This is a genomic window from Arthrobacter sp. P4_H3 (assembly GCF_056400885.1).
Window position 1 is genome coordinate 26,897 of the sequence record NZ_JBFUKK010000012.1, and the last position, 22,019, is coordinate 48,915.

A 22,019-nucleotide genomic window follows, 5' to 3' on the forward strand; every position below is an offset into this window, starting at 1 on the left:
AAGTCCATTCAGGAACCTGTGGTGCTGCGCGCCCATCGGTCCCACGCGGCGGCCATCCTGCCGACCGCCTGCGGCATGCGCTCCTCCGCGGTGCCGGCGAAGCCGATCAGCAACGCCGGGGAACGCCGTTGGGTGAGCCGGTACTCGCCGAGGGGGTAGGTGTACACCCCGCCTGCGGCAAGTCCCCGCGCCACCTCGATATCGTCCACCGGTTCACGGAGCCAGCCCATTACATGCATGCCCGCGTCGACCTGGGAGGCGTGGATCCTATGGCTCAACTGATGATCGATCGCGTCGAGCAGGGCGTCCTGGCGTGCCGCGTACAGACGCCGGGTGCGGCGCAGATGGGCGTGCATATGTCCTTCTGACAGGAAGTCCGCGAGAGCCGCCTGGAGCAACACCGCGGGCGGGCGGCCGATGACCGATGATGCGGATGCGAACGGCTCCACCAGGTCCTCCGGCAGCACGCAATATCCGAGGCGGATCGAAGGCGCGAGCACCTTGCTGAAGGAGCCTACGGTGATCACGTGCCTGCTCAGATCCAGCCCGAACAGCGTCGGGAGGAGTTTTCCGCGGTAGCGCAACTCGCTGTCGCAGTCGTCCTCGACGATCCAGCTCCCGTTTCGCTGCGCCCAGGCGATCCATTCCGCCCGCCGCGCCGGACTCATCGCGATGCCGAGCGGGTGCTGCCGCGCGGGAGTCAGGCAGGCCAGACGGGCCGGCGGCGCGCCATCGTGTTCGTCCGGGAGGACCGCTCCTTCGTCGTCAACGGGGACACCCCGGACCGGGCAGCCCTGGGACTGGAAGGCGAGCCGTCCGGAGATGTGCCCCGGGTCCTCGACGAGGACGGGGTCGCCGGCGTCGAGCAGGAGAACCGCCAGCACGTTGAAGGCATGCTGGGCACCGGAAGTGACCACGACCTGGTCCGCTGTGCACCCCAGGCCCCTTACGTCGTTGACGTAGTCCGCGATCGCTTCCCGCAGCGGGCGATGGCCGTGCGGATCGCCGTATCCGATCGCAAGCTGATCAGTGCGCGCGGCATGGCGCCCCAGCAGGCGCTTCCAGGTCACCGCGGGGAAAGCCGAGGACGCAACCTGGCTGGCAACGAACGATTCCGTCTCGGCCGGCGCCCAAGAGTGCGGCGCCTCGCTGAACAGGTCGGTGCCCCGTGAAGAGGTGGCGGCCCCGCGCTCGGACAGTGGCGGCCGGGACGTCGGCCGCGGCGGGGCGGCATCGCTCCACAGGGTGTCGACGTACGTGCCGTCTCCAGCGCGTGAGCGCAGGAAGCCCTCGGCGGTGAGTTGCTCGAAAGCCGACACGACGGTGATCCGCGACACCCCCAGCTCGGAGACGAGCGTGCGGGTCGAGGGTAGGCGGGTTCCACTCGGCAGTGAACCCGTCAGGATTTGAGTGCGCAGTTGCGCGTACAGCTGCCGGTGCAGGGGCTGAGCCTCGGCGCGGTCGAGCTCGAGTCCGGCCAGCAGACGGCCACCAGGGCTCTTCATCCTGCGAATCGCGGAGCTGATTTCACCATCGCTCCATTTTACGCACCCCGGTTTCATCGGAGCTGCGGAGGCCGATGGGGAAACGACGACGTCCCGGAGACACGCCTTAGCCGGTGGTGATCTGCTCGCGAAGGATGTCCGCATGCCCGCAGTGCTGGGCGAGCTCGCGGAGCATGTGCAGGTACACCCAGCGCAGCGGCAGCGGTCCGCGGCGGTTGCCGCGGAGCACGTCATCGAGCTCCAGGACTGACGTGGCGCGGCGGGAGGCCTCGCAGGCGTCGAGGTGGGCCTGTTGGACCGTGGCGATGGTGTCCGCCTCGTCGAGGATGAACGACTCATCCGGCGTGGCCGGGATGCCGATCTCGGCGCGCGACCGGCACGTGATCGCTTCGTCGAACCAGACCTTTTCCACAAAGGTGGCATGCTTCACCAGGCCGAGCAGCGTGGTCCGTGACGGCACCAGGGACCGGCGGGCCTGTTCTTCGGTCAGTCCGTCCAGGCAGGAGTTGAGCATGCTGCGGTGCTCATTGAGGAAGGCCTCGAACTGGACGCGGGCAGGCTGGTGGAGGACGTCTTCGGCAAAGGTGGCGGGGAGGGGAGGCATGTCTGAAGTATTGCAAGGGCGGCAGGCCGGGGCAACGACCCTGGCAAGGAGCCGCTACTTTGCGGTCAGTTCAATGCTGACAAGCCAGGTGTCGTCCAGGTCCGGGCCGGGGTCGATACAGACCCTTGCCATGCCGCCGCCCTCCATTTCGGACTTGAGGCAACCGGTGTACCTGCCCATTGGCGGGCCGCTGATGTCCACTCCCAGCCGGCTGGCGGTGTCCTCAAGGCCTACTTTGTGGTTCACCGACCATGTTGCGTTCAGCCGGATGCAGGCGGTATCTGTCGAAAGGCAGCCGGTATCCGGATCTGAACGTTCCACGAGTTGCCAGTCGCTCTGTGGCAGGTCGTCGGCCTTGGAGACCATCGCCTGGGCTTTTTCCTCGTTGCTGCCGTCGTTCTTGACGGCGTCAGCCAAGGCGGCGCAACCGGCGAAGAGGAGGACAAGGATCAGTGCGGTTGCGACGCCGGCGCCAACGAGCACCCATCCGAGCTTGTTCTTCTTCTGCGGAACCTGAGGCTGCTGGGAAGGTTCCGGCTTCGCGGCGTAGCCCTGCGGTGGTTGCATATCTTGCATTCCTATCTTGCCCTCAGGTCAAGGATGACCTGCCACGTGCCTGGCGCATCCTCGGCCGGATAAGTACGAAGGTCTGCTGTGATGCCGTCTGTCGAGTTTTTCCGGGGGCAGCCCTTGTTGGTCCTTGCGGCATCACTGCAATCCAGTCCCAGACGGGCGGCAGCGTCTTCCATACTCACCTCATGGGGCACCGACCATACGGCGTTCAGTCGTACGCACTCGATGTCGATCGAGAGGCAGCCCTGCTCCACTTTCGGGTCAAAGCGACCCCTGAGCTGCCAATCCTCCTCCGGCAGGTTGTCCGCCATGGCCATCATCGTGCGGACCTTTTCCTGATGGTTGCCTCCTTCGTTGATGCCATTGACCAAGGCGGAGCATCCGGCGAAAAACAGGACGGTCACAACACCAACCGCACCCAGAATCCAGCCGAGTTTGCTCTTCTTTGGTGGTGGCTGAAATCGCTGCTGCGGTGGCCCATACTGCGGGTACGGAGGTCCCTGAGGTTGCTGGGCAGGCATTGGCGGTGGCCCATACTGCGGGTACGGAGGTCCCTGCGGCCCCTGCGCAGGCATCTGCGGCGGGCCGTAGCCCTGAGGTGGTTGCATCCGTTGTCCCCCTGATTTCGTCTGACAGCCGTGCCTGACTCTAGTCGTTGGCAGCTCGCTTGGGGCTTGCGGACGATGGGCAGAACTACCCGGCGCCGCAGCCGTCATGCGAGCATGGGCTCACCGCAACGCTGATAAAGGGGACCTGATGAAATCCAACGAACTGTTGCTGGACGCCTTCGGCCGGATCCGGGAGACCGTGGAAGCCACTCTTGAAGGAGTCGACGGCGGGGTCCTGGTCCGGCGGCCCGCGGGCACCGGAAACTCGATGGCGTGGCTGATCTGGCACCTTGGCCGGGTGGAGGATGCGCAGGTCGCCTCCGCCGCCGGCCTGGAACAGGTCTGGACTTCGCAGGGGTTCGTGGGCCGCTTCGACCTGCCGCTGCAGAAGCGTGACACCGGCTACGGCCATTCAAGCGTGCAGGTCGATTCGGTGAAGGCCCCGCCGGCGCTGCTGCTCGAATACTATGACGCCGTTCACCGGCAGACCGTGGACTTCCTGCAGAGCCTCAGCGACGCGGATCTCGACCGCATCGTCGACACCCGCTGGGACCCGCCCGTCACCCTCGGCGTGCGGCTGGTCAGCACGATTGCCGACTGCCTCCAGCACGTGGGGCAGGCCGCGTACGCCAAGGGCCTGAACCGCCCCGGCTAGCCCTCCTGGTCGACGGCTGGACAGCACCCCGGACCCCATGGATGAGGGAGCCCCCAAACGAGGGCTCCCTCGGGGAATGTCAGCCCTTACGGGGTCACACTGATGCGTGCGACTTCCTGCAGGATCGGGTTTGTGATGATGACGGTAGACGTGCCCGGCTTGATGTCAAAGGCAACCTTGCCTCGTGCCTTGTCGCCGGCCGGGATCTCGCCGGAACCCAGCTGGTCATCCATGATGAGTTCAACGCTGGCGGAGCGGCCGTCAGCGTCCTTGGCCTTGAAGTACAGCGGGTTGCTGGTGGTCTCACCCTTCTCCGTCTCCCAAAGCACATCGAGGGTCAGGTAGCCGCCGTTCTTCGCCGGGCTGTCGAACGGACCAGTCGTGATCGAGGGGCCGTAGGTGGCGGAAAGGATGGTGATCTTGGCGGTGTTCCCGTTGCCCATGTCAGCAGTAAATGCCTCGCCGACCTTCTTTTCGGAGGACGCAGCGGGGGCTTCAACCGCCGGGGCTTTGGCTGCAGGCTCTGCAGCGGGGGCGTCAGCTGCCTGATTAGCCGCAGGTGCGGAAACAGGAACTGAAGGACCTCGGGTGGAGTTGAAGATGACACTGAGGAGAACGACCACTCCGGTCACAATGAGGGCGACCTTTTTGTGCTGGTCATAACCCTCCAGCGGGAGGCCCTGCTTGTCGCGCTGCTTGTTCGCCAGAACGAGAATAAGGTCAACGAGTGCCCAGATACCCAAGCCTCCGAAGGTGAACAGCTTGAGCAGTCCGGTACCGACCTTGCCCAGGTAAAAACGGTCGACGCCGAATACTCCGACGAGCAGGGAGAGCAGCCAGGTCACAAGGAAGGACTTGTTGCTCACTCCGTATCCACCCAGCATTGGGCCACCGGGATAGGGGGCCGGGGCACCCGGATACTGGCCAGGGGCGCCGGGGTAAGGCTGTGTGGCCACGGGTGCTTGCCCGAAGGCGGGGGTCTGCCCATAAGTGGGGGCTTGCCCGTAGGAGGGCCCCTGGCCGTAGGGGGCCTGCTGCGGCTGCGGCTGCTGGGGTGCGCCGTAGGGGTCTTTTGAGCTCATTGGGTTCCTTTCAAAGGGCGCCCTGGTGCCGGGGCGCCCGGAGTGCGTGATGGATGCGAGGTATGCCGTCAACTGGACGGGGTTCGCCGGTGATTCGCTCTCGGGCGGTGCGGAAGGATGGCTTGGCGCGATGGCATGCTCATGTGACGTTCGCTTCCCCCCAGAAGTGCGTCTACGGTGTAGCCGCCCGGGTTACAGCATGCCTCAGCGCACGTGCCGATTTATGCAGTATTCGCGCAGGACTGGAACAGGTTTTGCACAGCAATACCGCAGCCACCCGTCCCGGCCTCACGGGACATGTCGCCGACTCGGCGTCCTCCATACTCCCGCCGGGCGGGGAGTACGACGGCGGCGCCCGGGTTGCGCCCGCTGCCCGCCAGGAGGTCACGGCGGGTGGTGAAATGCGGTATTTCATTGATGTGTCCGGGCAACGGTGCGAAAATGGTCGGAGCACCGTGAGTCCAACGCCCAAGATGGCGCCATTTGGGGATGACGCGTGACCTCCCATGGAGGAATGACAATGCTTCTTCAGAGCCAGTGCCAGGGACAGATGAACGTCGACGCGGGAGGGTCGCAGCCATGACCGCCCAGCCCCCGAAAATCCGCCGCCTCCGTGTCTCGGACGTCAATGTTGTCAACCACCACACGCTGAGGAAAGCGCTCGGCGGCACCATCGTCGGCAACACCATGGAATGGTATGACGTCGGCGTGTTCGGTTACCTGATCACCACTATGGGCCCCGTGTTCCTGCCCGAGGCGGACAAAGCCGTACAGAACCTGTTCCTGCTGGGCACCTTCGGGGCCACATTTATCGCCCGTCCGCTGGGCGGCATGTTCTTCGGCTGGCTCGGCGACAAGATCGGCCGCCAGAAGGTGCTGGCCATGACCCTGATGCTGATGGCGGCGGCGACGTTCGTCGTCGGCCTCCTCCCGGGTTACGCGGTGCTGGGCATCTGGGCCGCCGTGCTTCTCGTGGTCACCAAACTGATCCAGGGGTTTTCCACCGGTGGTGAGTACGCTGGCGCCACCACGTTCGTCTGCGAGCATTCGCCGGACAGGCGCCGCGGCTTTTTCGTCAGTTTCCTGGACATGGGCAGCTACCTGGGCTTCGCCCTCGGAGCCGGGCTGGTTTCCGCCCTTCAGCTGACGCTGGGCCAGGGCCAGATGGAGGCGTGGGGCTGGCGCATTCCGTTCCTGATCGCCGGTCCGCTGGGCATCGTCGCCATCTACTTCCGGATGAAGATTGAGGAATCACCTGCTTTCCAGGCAACCCTCGATGCGGAAGAGGAATCAGCCCGGCATCCCGAGACCGGCGAGGTGCTCGGGCCCGTGGGCCCGGTGGGCATTTTCAAGGCTCACTGGCGCAGGATCGTGCTGGCCATGATTCTGGTGGCTGCCGGCAACACGGTGGGCTATGCCCTCACGTCCTACATGCCAACGTACCTGACCACCAACAAGGGATACGACGAGGTCCACGGAACGCTGCTGACCATCCCCGTCCTGGTGGTCATGTCGTTGTGCATCCCGTTCACCGGGCGTCTTTCGGACAGGATCGGGCGGCGTCCGGTGCTCTGGATCGGTGCCGTCAGCACGGTGGTGCTGTCGACGCCGGCGTTCATTCTGATCTCGATCGGAACCGTTCCGGCAACCATTGCCGGCCTCGCCATGATCGCCTTCCCGGTCACGTTCTTCGTGGCCAACCTCGCGTCGGCGCTGCCGGCACTGTTCCCCACGGCCCACCGCTACGGGGCCATGGGCATCGCCTACAACTTTGCCGTCGCCATCTTCGGCGGTACCACCCCGTTCATCATCGCTTCCCTCATCCAGGCGACGGGCAACGACATGATGCCCGCCTACTACCTGATGGCCACCTCGGCGATCGCCGCGGTCACCATCTACTTCCTGCCGGAATCCGCCCGTCGGCACCTGCCCGGGTCAATGCCCAGCGTGGACTCGGACGAAGCGGCCCGCGAGCTGGTGGCGACGCAGGACGAGAACCCCCTGCTGGACATGGACACGCTCCCGTTCGACAGCAGCTACGAAGCTGCGCGTGCGTCTCACGTGGGACACTCGGGGACGACGCCGGGCAGTTGAGGCGCCCGGTACCTGACAGCCGGCAGTTGACCGTTCCTCAGGTACGGCTGCCCAGCACCGCCTGCAGTTTCTCGAACGACTCCGTCCAACCGCCGCGGTGAAGGGCCAGCCGCTCCTCCGTCAGGAACGGTCCCTGCGAGAGCGCCAGGCGTGTGGCCTTGCCGGCGCTTTGGAGGGATAGGTCGACCACGGTTTCCCGGTCGTCCGGCGTGGGTTCCTCCCAGCGGAAGGTGAACACCAGGCGCCAGGGCGGATCTATGTCCAGGAACTTGCCGGAAAGGTGGAAGGGCTCACCGTCCGGTGGTGTCATGCGGAACCGGTAGGGCCCACCCACCACAAGGTTGAGCTCGGCTGCCGGGATGGTGAAGCCGTGCGGGCCCCACCATTTCACCAGTTCGGATGGTTCCGTCAGCGTCCTGAAAACTTCCTCCGGGGGAGCAGGGAGCGTGCACTCCAGGTTCAGGACCAGCCCGCCTGTTTCCTCGTTCCCGGTTGCCTCGTTCATCGTTCAACTCTGGCATCCTCCGCGCGGTGACGGAAGAAGCGGCTCTACTGGTTGTGTCTCGCCCACAACTGCAGCCATACGAGCAGGCGCGTTTCGGGATCGTCCAGGTCGATGCCGAAGAGGGCCTCCACCCGGGACAGGCGGTAGCGGACCGTGTTCACGTGTACGTCCAGGGACTTGGCGGCCTCGATCGCGTTGCCGCCGCAGCCCAGGTAGGCGTGGATGGTCTCTTCAAAGGATTTCCTATGGCGTTCGTCGTACTCGGCGATCCTGAGGGCGTGGGTTCCCGGCAGCTGACCGGACGCCGTCAGCGACGAGACGATCTGGCGCAGCTGCAGCCGTGAGCCGAGGGAGTCGTCGTCGGCCACCACGTCATCGGAGTCGGCAGCTATGCGCCCCTCGACGACGTTGCGGACCAGTTCGGACAGGACCAGTTCCGCGTTGACCCGGGACTCTGCCAGCCGGTCGATCGCGGCCGCCACACCCAGGGCGGCCAGGACCGGGCGTGACAGAAGCTGCCGTGCGTTCTGGACGATCTTGAGAATCGCGCCGCGCTGAAACTGCACGGACGCTTCAGTGCCCTGCGGCAGGACGATGTAGACGATGCCGTCCGAGAGCCCGCAGACGGCGGAGGGCAGCCGGATGGCGCAGGCGGTCCGGATGGTGTCAAAGAGCCTGAGGCGTGACTGCAGCGTTTCGGCCGCTCTGGCGTCCGCCGGCCAGACGCTGAGGGCGGCCACACGGATCGAAGAGGCCGATATTCCCAGCCGCATGGCGGCCAGCTCGGCGCGCTCCGGTTCGAACAGCAGCGGCCGGACCAGGTCCATCTGGCGGGTGAGGTTCGAGACGTACGTGGTGCGCTTGTGCAGGATATGGAGCGCGGCAACGTTGGCGGCTTCGCGCAGGATCCGGTTCGCGTCCTCGTTGTGGTGTTCGGCGCGTTCGAGCAGCCAGAGCGATCCCAGCACGGCGCCGCCGGCCCGGATGGCAATGGCCGTGCGACGGAGCAGGGGGTCCTCCGTCGCCACATTCAACGCATCGCTGGCGGCGTGGACGCGGCGGTAGTCCTTGTCGGTCTGCACGGAATGCGGCACGTGCAGGCGCAGGATCGAGCTCCGCCTCGTCTCGTCGATGGGCTGGTCCGGGAGGGTGGAATAGGCCAGGATCGTCTGGTCCGGATCGGCGATCGCGATGGCGCCGCCGGCCTGGGCCGCGACGGTGTTGGCCAGATCGAACAGGTCCCCGGGGCGGATGTCCACCAGGGTGCGGCCTGACTGCCGGTGCGGGACCACGGCCGCGTCCATGATCTCCGCCAGCTGGTTCCACGGAACCGAGTCGGAGGCGCGGAACAGGGCCATGCCCGTTTCCCGGGCGGCTGCCCGGAGGGCGGTGTCCGGGTTGCCGTTGGACTTGTACACAATGGCCACGTAGCCGGCGTCGTGGAGTTCCTGGACCTTCACGCTTAGGCGTTTTCCTGACAGCGACAGGCCGATGGCCAGGGCAACAGCGCCGGGGAACGTGGCGGGCCGGGCCGTCGAATCGTACAGCACGGAACCCGCCACAAGCTGCTGGTCGTCGGCCGGCATTTCGACGAGACTGACAATTTCCGATCCCGCCGAACGCGCGACATCCGCCAGGGTGGGCAGGCCGTGAGTCTCCGCCGCGGGAGGCACCTTCACGGTGTCGCCAAACGCACGGTTTGGTAGGTAGTGCTAATTCAATGCCCCTTAATTTGTCGTTATCTCCATAGTGGCACGGACTTCCGCTTCCTACGCTGAACCGTAACGCACGCACGCAGTGGAAAGGCCGTCCTTGAAAATCAGCGAAGCCAGGCAGCTCGTCCAGGTCAAAGCCCCTGTCTTATCCCGGCGGCGCCGTGTGCTGGCCAACGCTTTCAATGTGGAGGAATACCGAAAGTCGGCACGCAAAGTCCTGCCGGCGGGAATTTTTGACTACCTCGACGGCGGCTCTGAGGACGAAGTGACGCTCCGCCGCAACCGCGCCGTCTTCGATTCCTGGGCGCTTATGCCCAGCTGGGGCCCGGTATCCGGACCCGACACGGGCACCACGTTGCTCGGGAAAAAGAGTGCCCTGCCCCTGACGTTGACGCCCACCGGGGCAACCCGCCTGTTCCATCCCGAGGGGGAGCTGGCCGTCGCGGCCGCCGCCGACCGGGCCCGCATCCCCTACGGGCTGGCGGGGCTGAGCACCGTGGCCATGGAAACCATCGCCGAGGCCCATCCGGCACTCGACCGCTGGTTCAACATCGGGCTCACCTCCGACGCCCAGGCGCTGAAGGACAAACTGGCCCGCTGCGAAGCCGCCGGTTTCAGCACGCTGATTGTCGGCGTCGATACCAGGGCGCTGGGCGCCAGGGAACGGGACCTGCACAACGGCTTCACCGCGCCTCCGGCGCTGACGCTGTCCACCATTGCGGACATCTCCCGGCGGCCGTCCTGGTGGATCAACTTCCTGAAGGCGGACGGCATCAGTTTTCCGAACCTGGATCCGCGCAGTGCGGCGGCCACCTCCGTGGTCACCCCGTCGATGTGGCAGCACATCCTTGGCCACTCGGATGCCACCAGCGGATGGAAGGAGCTGGACGCCCTGCGTCAGGCGTGGCACGGCAAGATCGTGCTCAAGGGCTGCGTCAACCCGGCCGACGTGGAAAAGGCCGCCCGGATCGGCCTGGATGCCGTCCAGCTCAGCAACCACGGCGGCCGCCAATTGGACCACATGCTCAGTCCCATGGACGTGCTGCAGGAATCCCGCCAGCGGGTGGGCGATTCGATGGAGATTTATGTGGACTCGGGCATCCGGCGGGGCAGCGACATCCTCAAGGCGCTGGCGCTGGGTGCCGATGCCTGCTCCATCGGCAGGGCGTACCTCTACGGATTGGTGGCGGCCGGGTCACCGGGCGTCGGGCGCATCATCGAGATCTTCGGGGATGAACTGCGGCGTACCATGACGTTAGTAGGCGTTTCCAGCATTTCCGAGTTGAAGGCCCGGGGCGGGGAAATTCTCCGGGACATCCGCCGTTCCGGAGAAATCATCGAAACAACGGCGTCAGGCAACACGCACTAACGAGTTCTGAACATGCAGGCACACAGTGCCTTCCTCCCGCAGACTTGCGGGAACCTGTGAATCTTTGAACAGCTAAGGAAACCATGCGCACCCGATACCTACTTCCCGTTCTCACCATAGCCACGGCGCTCGCGCTCTCCGGCTGCGTCGATAACAGCCAACCGGCAGCCACCGGCGGCGCATCCGGCACCGCAGACGCCGTCGACGTGAAAAAGAACGACTCCATTGCCGCGATGTTGCCGGAGAAGATCAAGAAGGCCGGCGTGCTGAACGTGGGCATGGCCAACAACTACCCGCCCAACGAATTCAAGGATGACAACGGTGCCCCGGCGGGCTGGTCCGTGGACCTCACCAACGCCCTGGGCAAGGTGATGGGCCTGAAGGTCAACTTCGACATCGGCACGTTCGACAACATCCTTCCGGCCGTGCGCGCGGGCAAGGACGACATGGGCATGTCCTCCTTCACGGACACGCTGGAACGCGAAAAGCAGGTGGATTTTGTGAACTACTACTCCGCCGGCATCCAGTGGGCTGCGCCCAAGGGCAAGACCGTGGACCCCAACAACGCCTGCGGGCTGAAGGTGGCCGTGCAGGCGACCACGTATGAGGACACGCACGAGGTGCCCGCCAAGTCGAAGGCCTGCACCGACGCCGGCAAGCCGGCCATCACCATCTTCAAGTACGACGCCCAGGACCAGGCCACCAACGCCCTCGTGGTGGGCCAGGTGGACGCCATGAGCGCCGATTCACCCGTGACCCTTTACGCGATCTCCAAGACGAAGGACAAGCTGGAGACCGCCGGCGATGCCTTCGAAGTGGCACCGTACGGCATCCCTGTTGCCCAGGGCAGCGAGTTCACGCCGGTCCTCCAGAAGGCGCTCCAGGCGCTGATCGACGACGGTACCTACACCAAGATCCTGTCCAAGTGGGGAGTGGAAGCCGGCGGAGTGAAGACGGCGGACCTCAACGTCGCAGCCAAGGGGTGACACACCATGAGCGAGCCGGAATCCGGCCGGATGATTGAGGCGGAACCCGGCAGTAAGCCGGGTCCCAGCAGGCGGCCGCGGGCCGGGCAAGATCCGGACACGAACGGTCCGCCGCCGGAAGCGATCGTGGCCATCCCGCTGCGCCACCCGTGGCGGAACGTGGTGGCGGTTCTCCTCATCGTCGGCCTGGCGGTCTTTGTGCTGGATGCCGCCCAGCGCCCCGACTACGGCTGGGCGGACGTGGGCAAGTACATCTTCGACCGCCGGATCAGCCAGGCTGCGTGGGTGACGCTGTGGCTGACCATCTACGCGATGATCGGCGCGATCGTGATCGGACTGCTGCTGGCCATCATGCGCCTTTCGCCCAACCCTGTGCTGAAGAGCATCGCCTGGCTGTATATCTGGATTTTCCGGGGAACCCCGGTCTACGTGCAGCTGGTTTTCTGGGGCATCGTGGCGCTTATCCATCCCGTGTTCACGCTGGGCATCCCGTTTATGGACCCGTGGGTCACCATCCCGAATGAGGTCTTCACCAACCTCTTCATCACAGCGGTGATCGGGTTGGCCCTCAACGAGGCCGCCTACATGTCCGAGATCGTGCGGGCCGGGCTGCTGTCAGTGGACGAGGGGCAAGCGGAGGCGTCGACGGCGCTGGCGATGTCCTGGGGGCAGACCATGCGGTACGTCGTGGTTCCGCAGGCGATGAAGATCATCATTCCGCCTACCGGCAATGAGGTGATCTCGATGCTCAAAACCACCTCGCTGGTGGCGGCGATCCCGTTGAGCGTTGACCTCTACGGGGTGTCCCGTGGTATTTCCGCGGTGACGTTCACGCCGGTGCCGCTGCTGATTGTGGCGTCCCTCTGGTACCTGCTCTTCACCTCCGTGCTGATGGTGGGCCAGCACTTCATTGAAAAGCGGTTCTCGCGCGGAACCGGACGGGCCAAAACGGGCAAGGGAAGCACGACGGCGGGACCGGCACCTGCCGCGGTTCCCGGCGCCCCGGGGGTCCCCGGCGGACCGCTGGGCAATGAGTTTGGAGGAAAAGGATGACTGACGCGCCGATGGTGCTCGCGGAGCGGGTCTCCAAGAATTTCGGTACCAACAAGGTACTGCGCGGGATCAGCCTGGAAGTGGACCCCGGGGAGGTGCTGTGCATCGTGGGGCCCAGTGGTTCGGGCAAATCCACGTTCCTGCGCTGCATCAACCACCTGGAACGGGTTGACGGCGGCCGGCTCTCAGTGGACGGCCAGCTGGTTGGCTACCGTCAAAAAGGGGAGAAGCTCTACGAACTGAAGCTCAAGGAGGCAGCGTTCCAGCGCCAGGAAATCGGCATGGTGTTCCAGCGGTTCAACCTGTTTCCGCACCTGACCGCGGTGGAGAACATCACCCTGGCCCCGATGCGGGTGAAAGGGATCTCCAAGGCCAAAGCCACCGCCCGGGCCATGGAACTGCTGGAGCGCGTGGGCCTGGGGGACAAGGGCGATGCCTTCCCTGCGCACCTGTCCGGCGGGCAGCAGCAGCGCGTGGCCATCGCCCGCGCCCTGGCCATGGACCCGAAGCTGATGCTCTTCGACGAGCCCACCAGCGCGCTGGACCCGGAACTCGTGGGCGAGGTGCTTGACGTCATGAAGGAACTGGCCAAGAGCGGCATGACCATGATCGTGGTGACGCACGAGATGGGGTTCGCCCGCGAAGTGGCGGACACCCTGGTCTTCATGGATGAAGGCGTGGTGGTGGAGGCCGGTCCTCCCCGGCAGGTCCTCAGCGATCCGCAGCACGAACGGACCAAGGCGTTCCTGTCCAAGGTCCTCTGACGCCGCGGGCCGCCCACGCGGGCGTGCTCATAGTGCCGTGCGCTGTCCGGCCACCGGCGTCACCCGGATCCGGGCAATGCGGAGCCGGTCCATCGCGAGGACCGTCAGCACGTGGCCGGGTACCTCCACCCGGTCCCCAACGACCGGCAGGCGGCCCAGCCGGGAGATGACGAAGCCGGCCACGGTCTCGTAGCGGCCCTCCGGGAGGGCGATGCCGGTGGCGGCCGCGAATTCCTGCAGGATCAGGCCGCCGTCCACGTCGATGGATCCGTTGGCCACGGTGACGCGGTCCTCGTGGTCGGCCCCGGTGTCGTATTCGTCGTAGATTTCACCCACCAGTTCCTCCACCAGGTCTTCCAGCGTGACGATGCCGTCCGTGCCGCCGTATTCGTCCACCACCAGCGCGATGTGGTGGCCCAGCCGGCGCATCCGGGACAGCGATGGCAGCACCCTGTTCGTCCCCGGCAGCGGGAGGATCTCACGGACAATGTCCTTCACCATTCCCTGGTCCTGACGTTCGTCCCGGGGCATCAGGTCGCGGATATGGACGAATCCCAGGACGTCGTCCGGGCTCCTGCCGATCACGGGAAAACGCGAATACGGGCCGTCCCGGACCATGCCGCGTGCGTCGGCGATGCTCATGGTGCCGTCGATGAACGTCACCTCGGTGCGGGGGCGCATGACCTCCTGAAGGGTGCGGTCCCCGGCGCCGAACACGTCGGTCAGGATGCGCCGGCTGCTTTCTTCCAGCAGGTCGCTTTCCGCCACCATGTCCCAGAGTTCCTCGGAGCTGATGCCCTCCCGTTTGGCGTGCGGATCACCGCCAAAGAGCCTGACCACGGCGTCGGTGGAAACGGACAGCAGCCAGATGACGGGCCGCATGATTTCGGACAGGACCACCAGCGGCAGGGCCAGGACCTTCGTGAAGCCCACAGCGCTCTGCATGGCCAGCCTCTTGGGAACCAGCTCACCCAGCACCAGGGAAAGGTAGGCCACCAGCAGCGTCATGCCGATAAACGCCACCGGTTGAGCCGCAGGGCCGAACCCCACGCCTTCCAGGATGGGTTCGATGTCGGGGGAAATGGTGGACGCGCCATAGGCGGCTGAGAAGAAACCGGACAGTGTCACACCGATCTGGACGGTGGAGAGGAAGCGGTTGGGATTCCGGGCCAAGGCTGCAGCCCTGGCCCCGCGTTTCCCCATCTTTTCAATCCGGCGCACCTGGCTTTCCCGGAGGGACACCAGCGCCATTTCGGTGCCGGCAAAGACGCCTCCCAGCAGCACGAAGAAGAGCACCAAAGCGAAGTTGACCAACGTGCCGCTGTCCATGACCTGACACTACCGAACGCGGTCACCAATCGTGTCACGTCGCGAGCGTCAGCAGTTTCCCGTCCGTCACGGCCCGGCGGGACAGCGTTTTGTAGCCTTCCTGTTCGAACAGCACCGTGATCGTGTCCTCCTCATGCCGCATCACCAGGCCCGGCCCCCATTCCTTGTGGGTAACGGCGGCCTGGAGCGGAAAAGGGTCACCGCCGGCGGCGGCCGCGGCGTCGTCGTCGTAATCCTCCTCGTAGGCGGAGCCGTCGGTGCAGGTATCGCAGTTGCCGCACGGCTCGGGGAGGTCCTCGCCGAAGTAGCCCAGCAGGAACTGGCGCCGGCAGGCGTCGGTCTCGGCGTAGCCGCGCATCATCTCGATGCGGGAGCGGTCCACCCGCTGGCGGGCTTCTGCGTGTTCGACGGCGCGTTCCAGCACCGCGGGCAGCTTGGCTCCCGCTTCGAGCCGGATGCCGCGCTTTCCGGCCTTGACGGCGCGGGTTTCCTGCAGCTGGTTCAGCAGTCCGGTGAGCCTGCGCGGGGAGAAGCCGGTCTGCTCGGCGAGCTCCTTCTGCTTCACCGGCCCGCCGGCGGCGCGCAGCACCTGGAGGACGGCCAGGAGCGATTCCTGGTCCGGGGTGTGGGTGCCGAAGAACTTGCGCAGGCCCAGGTCCTCGGAGCGGTAGTGCAGGACCGCGGCGGCGGGCTGGCCGTCGCGCCCGGAGCGGCCGATCTCCTGGTAGTAGCTGTCCAGCGAATCGGGGATGTCGGCGTGGATGACGAAGCGGACGTTGGGTTTGTCGATGCCCATGCCGAAGGCGGTGGTGGCCACCACCACGTCGAGGTGGTCGTCGAGGAACTGCTGGTGGACGCGGTCCCGCTCGCCCTGCTTCCGGCCGGCGTGGTACGCCTCGGCGCGCAGGCCCAGGCCGGTGAGCTCGGCGGCGTAGGCCTCGGTGTCCTTGCGGGTGGCGGCGTACAGCAGCCCGGGACCCTTGAGCGCGACCGCCTGCTTGGTCACGGTGCGGCGCTTGTCCTTGTCTTGGTGGTGGCGGACCACCTCCAGCCGGATGTTGGGCCGGTCGAAGCCGTGCACCAGGACCAGCGGGTCCAACATGTTCAGGCGCTGCTGGATTTCGTCGCGGACCGGGGGAGAGGCGGTGGCGGTGAGGCCGGCGACGGGCGGGTTGCCCAGCTGTGCGCGGACCTCGCCGAGGCGCAGGTAGTCGGGCCGGAAGTCGTGGCCCCAGGAGGAGACGCAGTGTGCCTCATCCACCACGAACAGCGAGACGTCCAGGGCCGCGAGCCGTTCCACGGTTTCGGCCTTGGCGAGCTGTTCGGGGGCGAGGAACACGAAGACGGCGTCGCCTCGATCGGCGGCTTCCCAAGCGCCGTTCACGTCGGAATCGCTGCGGCCGGAGTTGATGGCGACGGCAGCCTCCCCGCCGAGCGTCTCCAGCAGGCCGTCCAGCTGGTCCTCCTGCAGGGCGATCAGCGGGGAGACCACGACGGCGGGACCGCGCCTTGCGCTGCCCGGACCGCTGGAGTTCGGGGCCGCTTGGCCCTGGTTTCGGTGGAGGTGCAGCGCGGCCACCTGGTAGATGGCCGACTTGCCGTAGCCGGTGGGCATCACGGCGAGGACGTCCCGGCCGGCGACGAGGGCGCGCATCCCGGCGAGCTGGCCGGCGCGAAGCTGGGGCAGTCCGAACGTGTCCGCCGCGAGCAGGCGGAGGCCGGCGTCGGGGTCCTGGGTACTGACGGCGTCAGTGGTGACTGCGGGGGCTGGTGCCTCGGTCATGTGGCAGCTCCGTGGTGGCTCCGTGGTGGTGCGATCCGGTGGCCGGGTGTCATCAGCCGAGGGGTTCAGCATACGCGCCTGGGGTTTCTTGCTGCGAGGCCCGGTTACTGAGCGGCACCCTCGGCCTCAGCACTATTTCCGTAGCCGTGAATCGGTTCCATAATGTCCCCATAAGCTTCGGGGACCCTCGCGATGATGGCTGGCGGGGCGTAGCAGAGTCCCAGGTGGCTGCCCGGTACGTGGCGGAACGGGCGGCCACGCGGCTACGGGAGAGTTCCGGAGCCGCCACCGGGGGAGACCATCGCCATCAACGCGAGACCAAGGCACAAAGGAACTCATCATGCTCACGGATTCAGACATCATGGCCGTCCTTCCTGCGAAGGACATCAAGAGGGCGAAGGATTTCTACCGGGACAAGCTGGGGCTGGAACCGTCCGAGTCCGCTGAGGAGGACAGCCTGGTCTACCGTGGCGGCCACGGAACTACCTTCCTCGTTTATCAGACGGAGAATGCAGGGACGGCGAAGAACACCCAGATGGGCTGGGCCACGGATGACCTCGAACGCGAAGTGGAGGAGCTGCGGGGCCGCGGCGTCGTCTTTGAGGAGTACGACATGCCCGGGCTGAAGACGGAGAACGGCATTGCCACGAGCGATTGGGGGAAGGCCGCCTGGTTCCTGGACAGCGAAGGGAACATCCTCAACATCTCCCAGCGCGCGTAGGACGACGTCGGCGCTCGCCGCTGCGGGCGCCCCGGCCTTAGGTCGTTGATTCCGGGGCGCTCGCAATACCGGAGTGCCACAGCGCAGCGTCCAGGTCCTCAGCGCGCCACCCGCGGGAGTCTGCGGCAGCGTGGATCACGGCCGACATGTTGGCGTAGGAGGTGTCCTCGATGCCCGCAGCCCCGGCAACTCTCCGTATCCGCACATCAACAGCATCCCCCGTAGCGAGTCCACTCAGAGTGTCGATGTAGTCCAGTGTCTTGGGGCTCACGTGACGTACCCCAGCGAGGGCCTCACGAAGAACGGGCCTTGTTGCCGGGCCAGTGAGTGTGGCCCGGAGTTGCTCTACGGTTTCGATGCCCTGATCCTCAAACACACAGGTTAGGTCGTCGATCTGGGCCAGCCGGCCCGGCGATGGCCAGTCGATGACGTCCGAGAGTGCTCCCGTAGCAAGACGTTTGCGGAACCCGCTCGTGGTTTGTGCATCCGGCCATGCGGCAAGCAGGCCGTCAACGCGCGGCTTCACCGTTGCCTCGTAATTCTGCCGTCGCTGCAGGCAGGCATCGACAATAATCGCTCCGATGGAAGCCCAACCCCGGCTGGCCTCAGTCGAGGCGTCGATGCCATGGGAGTCCATAAAGGCCAGGAGTTTGGCGGTGTCGCCGTCGATAGTCATAGGTGAATACTTTCACGCGAACACGGCGGCCCCGGAGCGTCGCCACCAGCACGACCTGACAGCAGGAGCCGCATCCACGTGGCCGTCGATGATTAACGTGCAATTTGGATGGCTTGTGGCTGTCAGGACGTCCTGGCCGCGCGGGTCGTTGCGATGAGCAGGAGGATCGACTTCGTCGCGATCGAGACGACGAGGAGCGTAACGGCAGCCAGCACTCCAACTGTGATGGCCTGCCAGGCAAACGGCTGGAGTAGGTGCAGCCACGTGATTGCCAGCGCAGCGACACTCGCCGCGGGGAAGGTGAATGACCAGAAGCCGAGCGAGAACGGCAGTGCGCGGTAGCGCGGCAACAACATCACTTGGATCATCACCATTAACGCTGTCATCGCCGTCAACCCCTCGAACAGATGATTGGGTCGACCGCCGGAGATCGTAAGCCACGCAGCTGCCGCGACGGCCGGGGGAGCCATCATGATCGCAAGTGTCGGGACGAGCAACGCCGGCATGGTTGGACGGAGCGCGAGCCGGAGGAAGAAGAGCACGGAGATCACCAGCCAGAAGAAGATGCCGATTGCGAAGCTACCGACGGCAAGCCACTCGGGTCCCGTCTCTGCGGCAGCGAGTGCACCGACTAGACCGGCTGCACTGATGGGCAGGTAGTACCCGCCATGAACGGATTCGAGCGGCATCTCGCCGCGCATCCAGAAGCTCAGCATCCATGCGGCGAAGGCGGCCGCGGCGGCGAGGGAGATTAGCGTCAGCACGGTGCCGGCAACCGGAATCGTGCGGTGAAGGGCCGCTCCAAGCAGCATCGCGGCGATGGGAAGCAATGCCGCAAGCGGACCCTGGGCGAAGTGCGTGAGCTGATAGGTGAGCGGCTGATCGGTGCGCCTGCCGCGATACAGGTGCAGCGCGAGGGTCCAGATCCAGGCGATCGCAGCGATCAGCCAGAACGCTTGCCCGAGCTCGAACGGGAAGCCGAGCGCGGAAGTCGCCACGGTCCAGACTTGGGCGAGGCCCGCCAGGCCCAGTGGGATGGCGAGCGTGTTCAACGGGACGCGCGTGCGCACGGTTGTCGCAGAGGGGACGTGCGCCGAGAGCAGTTGAGCAGACAAAGGAATGCCTTCCTGATAGTGGGCAGGGGCCCGGGATTGGTCGCATCAGCAGTTTTTGACCTTGAAGTACAATATCACCCAGGTTACGCTTTTCCCATGGGTAGACCGATGCAGTTTGAGACGGACACGGCCGTCGACAGGGCGATGGACCTGTTCTGGCGGCAGGGTTACGCCGGGACCACGCCGCAGGAGTTGGCCACTGAGCTGGGGATCGGCAAAGGCAGTCTCTACAACACGTTTGAGAGCAAGCACGCGCTGTTCACGCGTGCCCTTCGGCGCTACAGCGAGATGCGGCTCGAGTACCTGACCGACCTGTTCTCAGCGCCCGGGCCGGTCCGGCCGCGTCTCAAAGGGGCGATGACTGTCCTTGCCGGCGTAGGCGAGCACCAGCGGGGGTGCGTCATGGTCAATGCTGCCGCGGAGCTTGGCACCGCCGACGACGAGGTGAACCGCATTGCGGACCACCTCTTCACCCGGATCGAAGCGGTGTTTCGGCAAGCAATCGCGCAGGGACGGGAGTCCGGAGAATTCAGCATGGATCGGGATGCCGGGACCGCCGCTCGTCAGCTGCTTGCCTCTGTGGTTGGGCTTAGCGTGCTCGTCAAGGCAGGTGGGCCGGCGGAGAGGTTCGATGCCGTCGTGGACGGCATCGTCGACGCATTGTGACGTCGAAAAGAATCCACGATCAGGCGTGAGCAGGCGCGCGCCGGTCAGTCTGATGCTGTGAAGACTTCGATGCCGGCTGCGATGGCAACTTCTCGGTAGGCGTTTGCCAGGGTAGCGAGGCTCGCGTGCTTGTTCAATCCGCTCGGGTTGGGGACCACCCAAACGGGGGCGCCGCCGAGCGGATCCGGCTGCCGCCCGACCCTCGCCTGCGGCCGGGCGAACGCAATCCGGTAGGCGGTGATTCCCAGTACCGCCACCACTGCCGGCGCGATGCGTCCGACGCGCTCTGACAACGCGTCCGCCCCGGCGATGAGTTGTTCGGCGGTGAGTTCGTCCGCGCGTGCCGACGCTCCCGCAACGAGTGAGGTGATGCCGAGGCCGCGCTCATTCAGATGTGCGAGGTCGTGGGGAAGGAAGCCCGCGGAAGCATCTATCCGCCGATCGACGATGCCTGCCCGGTAGAGCGCAGGATAGAAGCGGTTGCTCCCGCCGCCGCCGAAATGTGCCTGCACGGCCACGGCCCGCAGACCAGGATTAACGCCCACGAACAGAAGCCGCGTGTGGTCCGCGAGCAGGTCCGGCAGGCTCCCGCCGCGGAACGAAGCAAGCGCAGACCGAGTAAACCGCACCCTTCCAGCTTAGGACCCGAGCCATCCGGGCTGGAACTCCGGCTCTGTTACCGGGTACATGGCCGGGGGTGGAAATTGTTGGCCCGAAACCATTTTCTGGCGTGACGCTACTTTGCGTCCGGTTGCCCCGGCCGCCGGTGCCGGTGGTGCAGCTCGTAGCTGTCGAATACATCGGCGGACGTGGCTCCTGCGTGGCCGAATTTGCCGCGAAGGACGTCCGCGAGTCCATCCAGCGCCGCGTGGAGCATGCGCCCGGCGAACTGGAGTTCAGGGCTCTCGCTGCGCTGGGCCTGGGATGCCAGCTCCTGGGCGTATGCCACCGTTGCGGGCAAGGAGCCGCGCTGTTCGACTTCACGGAAGTAGTAGGTTTCATGGAACGCGAGCAGGTCTATGCTCACCGATGCCACGTTTCCGGCAATTGACTCCAACAGCCCGGCAGCGTGCCTGGGGTCCAGCGCCAGGACACCTGCCGGGCCTGCAGCCTCCCCGAACAGGGTGAGCTGGTGGGCAAGGGCCCGGCGGCGGTTCAGGGCCGGGAACGTCTGCAGGATCCAGGTGACCGTTGCTGTCAGCAACCCGAAACCGGTGACGGCCTGGAGGGCAACAACCAGCCTGAGCACCGGGTGGGCTGCCACGATGTCGCCGAACCCCACGGTGGAAAGGGTGACCAGGGAGATGTAGAGGGCTTCGGCGAAGTCGGCCCGCAGCGGTACCCCGGCTCCGTAAATAAAACCGTCCGTCAGGTGGGGCAGGTAGAGCAGGGCCCAGCCGATGGCCGCCAGGCCTGCCCAGGCGCCAATGACGGCGGCCATCGCCAGGGGTGCTGCGATGAAGGAGCCCCGGCCCCGCAGTTTCCTGGACACAAGCCAGAATCCGCGCATGATCGCCCGGCCCACAGGACCGGAACCGTGCGGATAAAGGAGCGTACGGAAGACGTCTACGAGCATCAGCAGAACCAGCCCGGCCCCCAAAACCGTCCAGAGCGTGTCCTCGAAGTCCATGCCTCATCTTAGGGGCGGCACTGTCTGAACCGCGATGGACATCACCGGACCGGGCGACGGCGCCAGGTTGCCAGAGCCTGGTTGCTCGGCGCCTGCTTGCTCAGAACGGCAGTGCCACCAGCGCAATCAGGGGAGGGACGGTCGACCCGAGGGTGCCGGGGATGCTGTCGCCCTTCCTTGGGTAGTGGCCCAGCCAGTCCGCCAGCCCCATCGTGGCCCCGCTGAGCACCATATTGGCGCAGCAGTAGACCACCAGCGTGCAGCCCACCACCACGTAGCCCATGTTCACCGCCACCACCCCGGCGATGTTCCCCAGCCCGATCAGCAGGTTGCGGAACCCGGTGGGGATGGCCCACATCATCACGGCGGGCACGTTTTCTGCGGGGGTGCTGAGGAATTTCTGCGCTGCCGGGTGCCGCAGGAAGAAGCTTTCCAGCGGGAACACCACGATGTAGATCAGTGCGGCGAGCACCGCGAACAGCTGCGATACGGCGTTCATGGAGGAAGAGTACGACGGCGGGGCGCGCCGCTGCGATCCCCTCACCGAGGGTTCCGGGAGACCCGTTCAATCCCCGGTTCAGGGGAT

The 22,019-nt window shown here is 65.7% G+C and carries 22 protein-coding genes; 8 read left to right on the top strand and 14 right to left on the bottom strand.

The genetic code is table 11. From position 1 onward, the window contains the following. Positions 1 to 8: 8 nt before the first annotated feature. From pdxR to AC1DRE_RS16310, 4 genes are read right to left on the bottom strand one after another with little or no spacing between them, the layout of a single operon-like run. The gene (pdxR, locus tag AC1DRE_RS16295; protein ID WP_476985558.1) at positions 9 to 1,649 is read right to left on the bottom strand and encodes a MocR-like pyridoxine biosynthesis transcription factor PdxR; all 1,641 of its coding nucleotides are present in this window, start codon (positions 1,647 to 1,649) and stop codon (positions 9 to 11) included. Beyond that, a complete protein-coding gene (locus AC1DRE_RS16300) occupies positions 1,612 to 2,109 on the bottom strand; it encodes a DinB family protein (RefSeq protein WP_476985559.1) in 498 nt (165 codons plus the stop codon). The genes pdxR and AC1DRE_RS16300 overlap by 38 nt, the downstream gene beginning before the upstream one ends. Positions 2,110 to 2,163: 54 nt before the next feature. Then, positions 2,164 to 2,676, bottom strand: coding sequence for a hypothetical protein (locus AC1DRE_RS16305; RefSeq protein WP_476985560.1), 513 nt, complete (start codon positions 2,674 to 2,676; stop codon positions 2,164 to 2,166). Between the two features lie 11 nt (positions 2,677 to 2,687). After that, positions 2,688 to 3,203: a hypothetical protein gene (locus AC1DRE_RS16310; RefSeq protein WP_476985561.1), complete on the bottom strand. Its 516-nt coding sequence runs from the start codon at positions 3,201 to 3,203 to the stop codon at positions 2,688 to 2,690. Positions 3,204 to 3,438: 235 nt separating this feature from the next. On the opposite strand from AC1DRE_RS16310, the gene AC1DRE_RS16315 reads away from it, so the two are divergent. After that, complete coding sequence (locus AC1DRE_RS16315; RefSeq protein ID WP_476985562.1) at positions 3,439 to 3,945, top strand: mycothiol transferase; 507 nt, start codon at positions 3,439 to 3,441, stop codon at positions 3,943 to 3,945. Positions 3,946 to 4,031: 86 nt separating this feature from the next. On the opposite strand, the gene AC1DRE_RS16320 is transcribed toward AC1DRE_RS16315, so the two are convergent. After that, positions 4,032 to 5,027, bottom strand: coding sequence for a TM2 domain-containing protein (locus AC1DRE_RS16320; protein WP_476985563.1), 996 nt, complete (start codon positions 5,025 to 5,027; stop codon positions 4,032 to 4,034). A gap of 579 nt (positions 5,028 to 5,606) precedes the next feature. On the opposite strand from AC1DRE_RS16320, the gene AC1DRE_RS16325 reads away from it, so the two are divergent. Continuing rightward, positions 5,607 to 7,121: an MFS transporter gene (locus AC1DRE_RS16325; RefSeq protein ID WP_476985564.1), complete on the top strand. Its 1,515-nt coding sequence runs from the start codon at positions 5,607 to 5,609 to the stop codon at positions 7,119 to 7,121. A 37-nt stretch (positions 7,122 to 7,158) separates the two neighbouring features. Here the strand turns inward: AC1DRE_RS16325 and AC1DRE_RS16330 are convergent, their stop codons facing one another. Both AC1DRE_RS16330 and AC1DRE_RS16335 read right to left on the bottom strand, forming a co-directional pair. Beyond that, positions 7,159 to 7,626, bottom strand: coding sequence for an SRPBCC family protein (locus AC1DRE_RS16330; protein ID WP_476985565.1), 468 nt, complete (start codon positions 7,624 to 7,626; stop codon positions 7,159 to 7,161). A gap of 44 nt (positions 7,627 to 7,670) precedes the next feature. Then, the gene (locus AC1DRE_RS16335) at positions 7,671 to 9,305 is read right to left on the bottom strand and encodes a PucR family transcriptional regulator (protein ID WP_476985566.1); all 1,635 of its coding nucleotides are present in this window, start codon (positions 9,303 to 9,305) and stop codon (positions 7,671 to 7,673) included. A 133-nt stretch (positions 9,306 to 9,438) separates the two neighbouring features. Between AC1DRE_RS16335 and AC1DRE_RS16340 the strand changes: the two genes are divergently transcribed. From AC1DRE_RS16340 to AC1DRE_RS16355, 4 genes are all read left to right on the top strand, one after another. Further along, complete coding sequence (locus AC1DRE_RS16340) at positions 9,439 to 10,710, top strand: alpha-hydroxy acid oxidase (RefSeq protein WP_476985567.1); 1,272 nt, start codon at positions 9,439 to 9,441, stop codon at positions 10,708 to 10,710. An 83-nt stretch (positions 10,711 to 10,793) separates the two neighbouring features. Beyond that, a complete protein-coding gene (locus AC1DRE_RS16345; RefSeq protein ID WP_476985568.1) occupies positions 10,794 to 11,696 on the top strand; it encodes an ABC transporter substrate-binding protein in 903 nt (300 codons plus the stop codon). Between the two features lie 6 nt (positions 11,697 to 11,702). Next, positions 11,703 to 12,749 (top strand): amino acid ABC transporter permease, encoded by a 1,047-nt coding sequence (locus AC1DRE_RS16350; protein WP_476985569.1) that lies wholly within the window; start codon positions 11,703 to 11,705, stop codon positions 12,747 to 12,749. Continuing rightward, positions 12,746 to 13,513: an amino acid ABC transporter ATP-binding protein gene (locus tag AC1DRE_RS16355; RefSeq protein WP_476985570.1), complete on the top strand. Its 768-nt coding sequence runs from the start codon at positions 12,746 to 12,748 to the stop codon at positions 13,511 to 13,513. Before AC1DRE_RS16350 ends, AC1DRE_RS16355 begins: the two co-directional genes overlap by 4 nt. Positions 13,514 to 13,540: 27 nt before the next feature. Here the strand turns inward: AC1DRE_RS16355 and AC1DRE_RS16360 are convergent, their stop codons facing one another. Together AC1DRE_RS16360 and AC1DRE_RS16365 are read right to left on the bottom strand one after the other, a co-directional pair. Further along, positions 13,541 to 14,842 carry a hemolysin family protein gene (locus tag AC1DRE_RS16360; RefSeq protein WP_476985571.1) on the bottom strand — a complete coding sequence of 434 codons (1,302 nt, stop codon included), beginning with the start codon at positions 14,840 to 14,842 and terminating at the stop codon, positions 13,541 to 13,543. Between the two features lie 34 nt (positions 14,843 to 14,876). Next, a complete protein-coding gene (locus tag AC1DRE_RS16365) occupies positions 14,877 to 16,625 on the bottom strand; it encodes a RecQ family ATP-dependent DNA helicase (RefSeq protein ID WP_476985572.1) in 1,749 nt (582 codons plus the stop codon). Positions 16,626 to 16,965: 340 nt separating this feature from the next. Here AC1DRE_RS16365 and AC1DRE_RS16370 point away from each other — a divergent pair, with 340 nt between their 5' ends. Next, a complete protein-coding gene (locus AC1DRE_RS16370; protein ID WP_476985573.1) occupies positions 16,966 to 17,346 on the top strand; it encodes a VOC family protein in 381 nt (126 codons plus the stop codon). 37 nt (positions 17,347 to 17,383) lie between these two features. Here AC1DRE_RS16370 and AC1DRE_RS16375 read toward each other — a convergent pair whose 3' ends face one another. Beyond that, a complete protein-coding gene (locus tag AC1DRE_RS16375) occupies positions 17,384 to 18,022 on the bottom strand; it encodes a hypothetical protein (RefSeq protein ID WP_476985574.1) in 639 nt (212 codons plus the stop codon). 122 nt (positions 18,023 to 18,144) lie between these two features. Beyond that, on the bottom strand, positions 18,145 to 19,137 hold the full coding sequence (locus AC1DRE_RS16380) for an SLAC1 family transporter (RefSeq protein WP_476985575.1): 993 nt from the start codon (positions 19,135 to 19,137) through the stop codon (positions 18,145 to 18,147). A 96-nt stretch (positions 19,138 to 19,233) separates the two neighbouring features. On the opposite strand from AC1DRE_RS16380, the gene AC1DRE_RS16385 reads away from it, so the two are divergent. Beyond that, positions 19,234 to 19,803: a TetR/AcrR family transcriptional regulator gene (locus AC1DRE_RS16385; RefSeq protein WP_476985576.1), complete on the top strand. Its 570-nt coding sequence runs from the start codon at positions 19,234 to 19,236 to the stop codon at positions 19,801 to 19,803. Between the two features lie 44 nt (positions 19,804 to 19,847). On the opposite strand, the gene AC1DRE_RS16390 is transcribed toward AC1DRE_RS16385, so the two are convergent. The 3 genes from AC1DRE_RS16390 to AC1DRE_RS16400 form a co-directional block, all read right to left on the bottom strand. After that, on the bottom strand, positions 19,848 to 20,432 hold the full coding sequence (locus AC1DRE_RS16390; RefSeq protein WP_476985577.1) for a mismatch-specific DNA-glycosylase: 585 nt from the start codon (positions 20,430 to 20,432) through the stop codon (positions 19,848 to 19,850). A 107-nt stretch (positions 20,433 to 20,539) separates the two neighbouring features. Next, positions 20,540 to 21,433 (bottom strand): potassium channel family protein, encoded by an 894-nt coding sequence (locus tag AC1DRE_RS16395; RefSeq protein ID WP_476985578.1) that lies wholly within the window; start codon positions 21,431 to 21,433, stop codon positions 20,540 to 20,542. A gap of 100 nt (positions 21,434 to 21,533) precedes the next feature. Further along, entirely contained in the window at positions 21,534 to 21,932 is a 399-nt protein-coding gene (locus tag AC1DRE_RS16400) for a DUF1304 domain-containing protein (protein WP_476985579.1), read from the bottom strand. Positions 21,933 to 22,019: the final 87 nt, after the last annotated feature.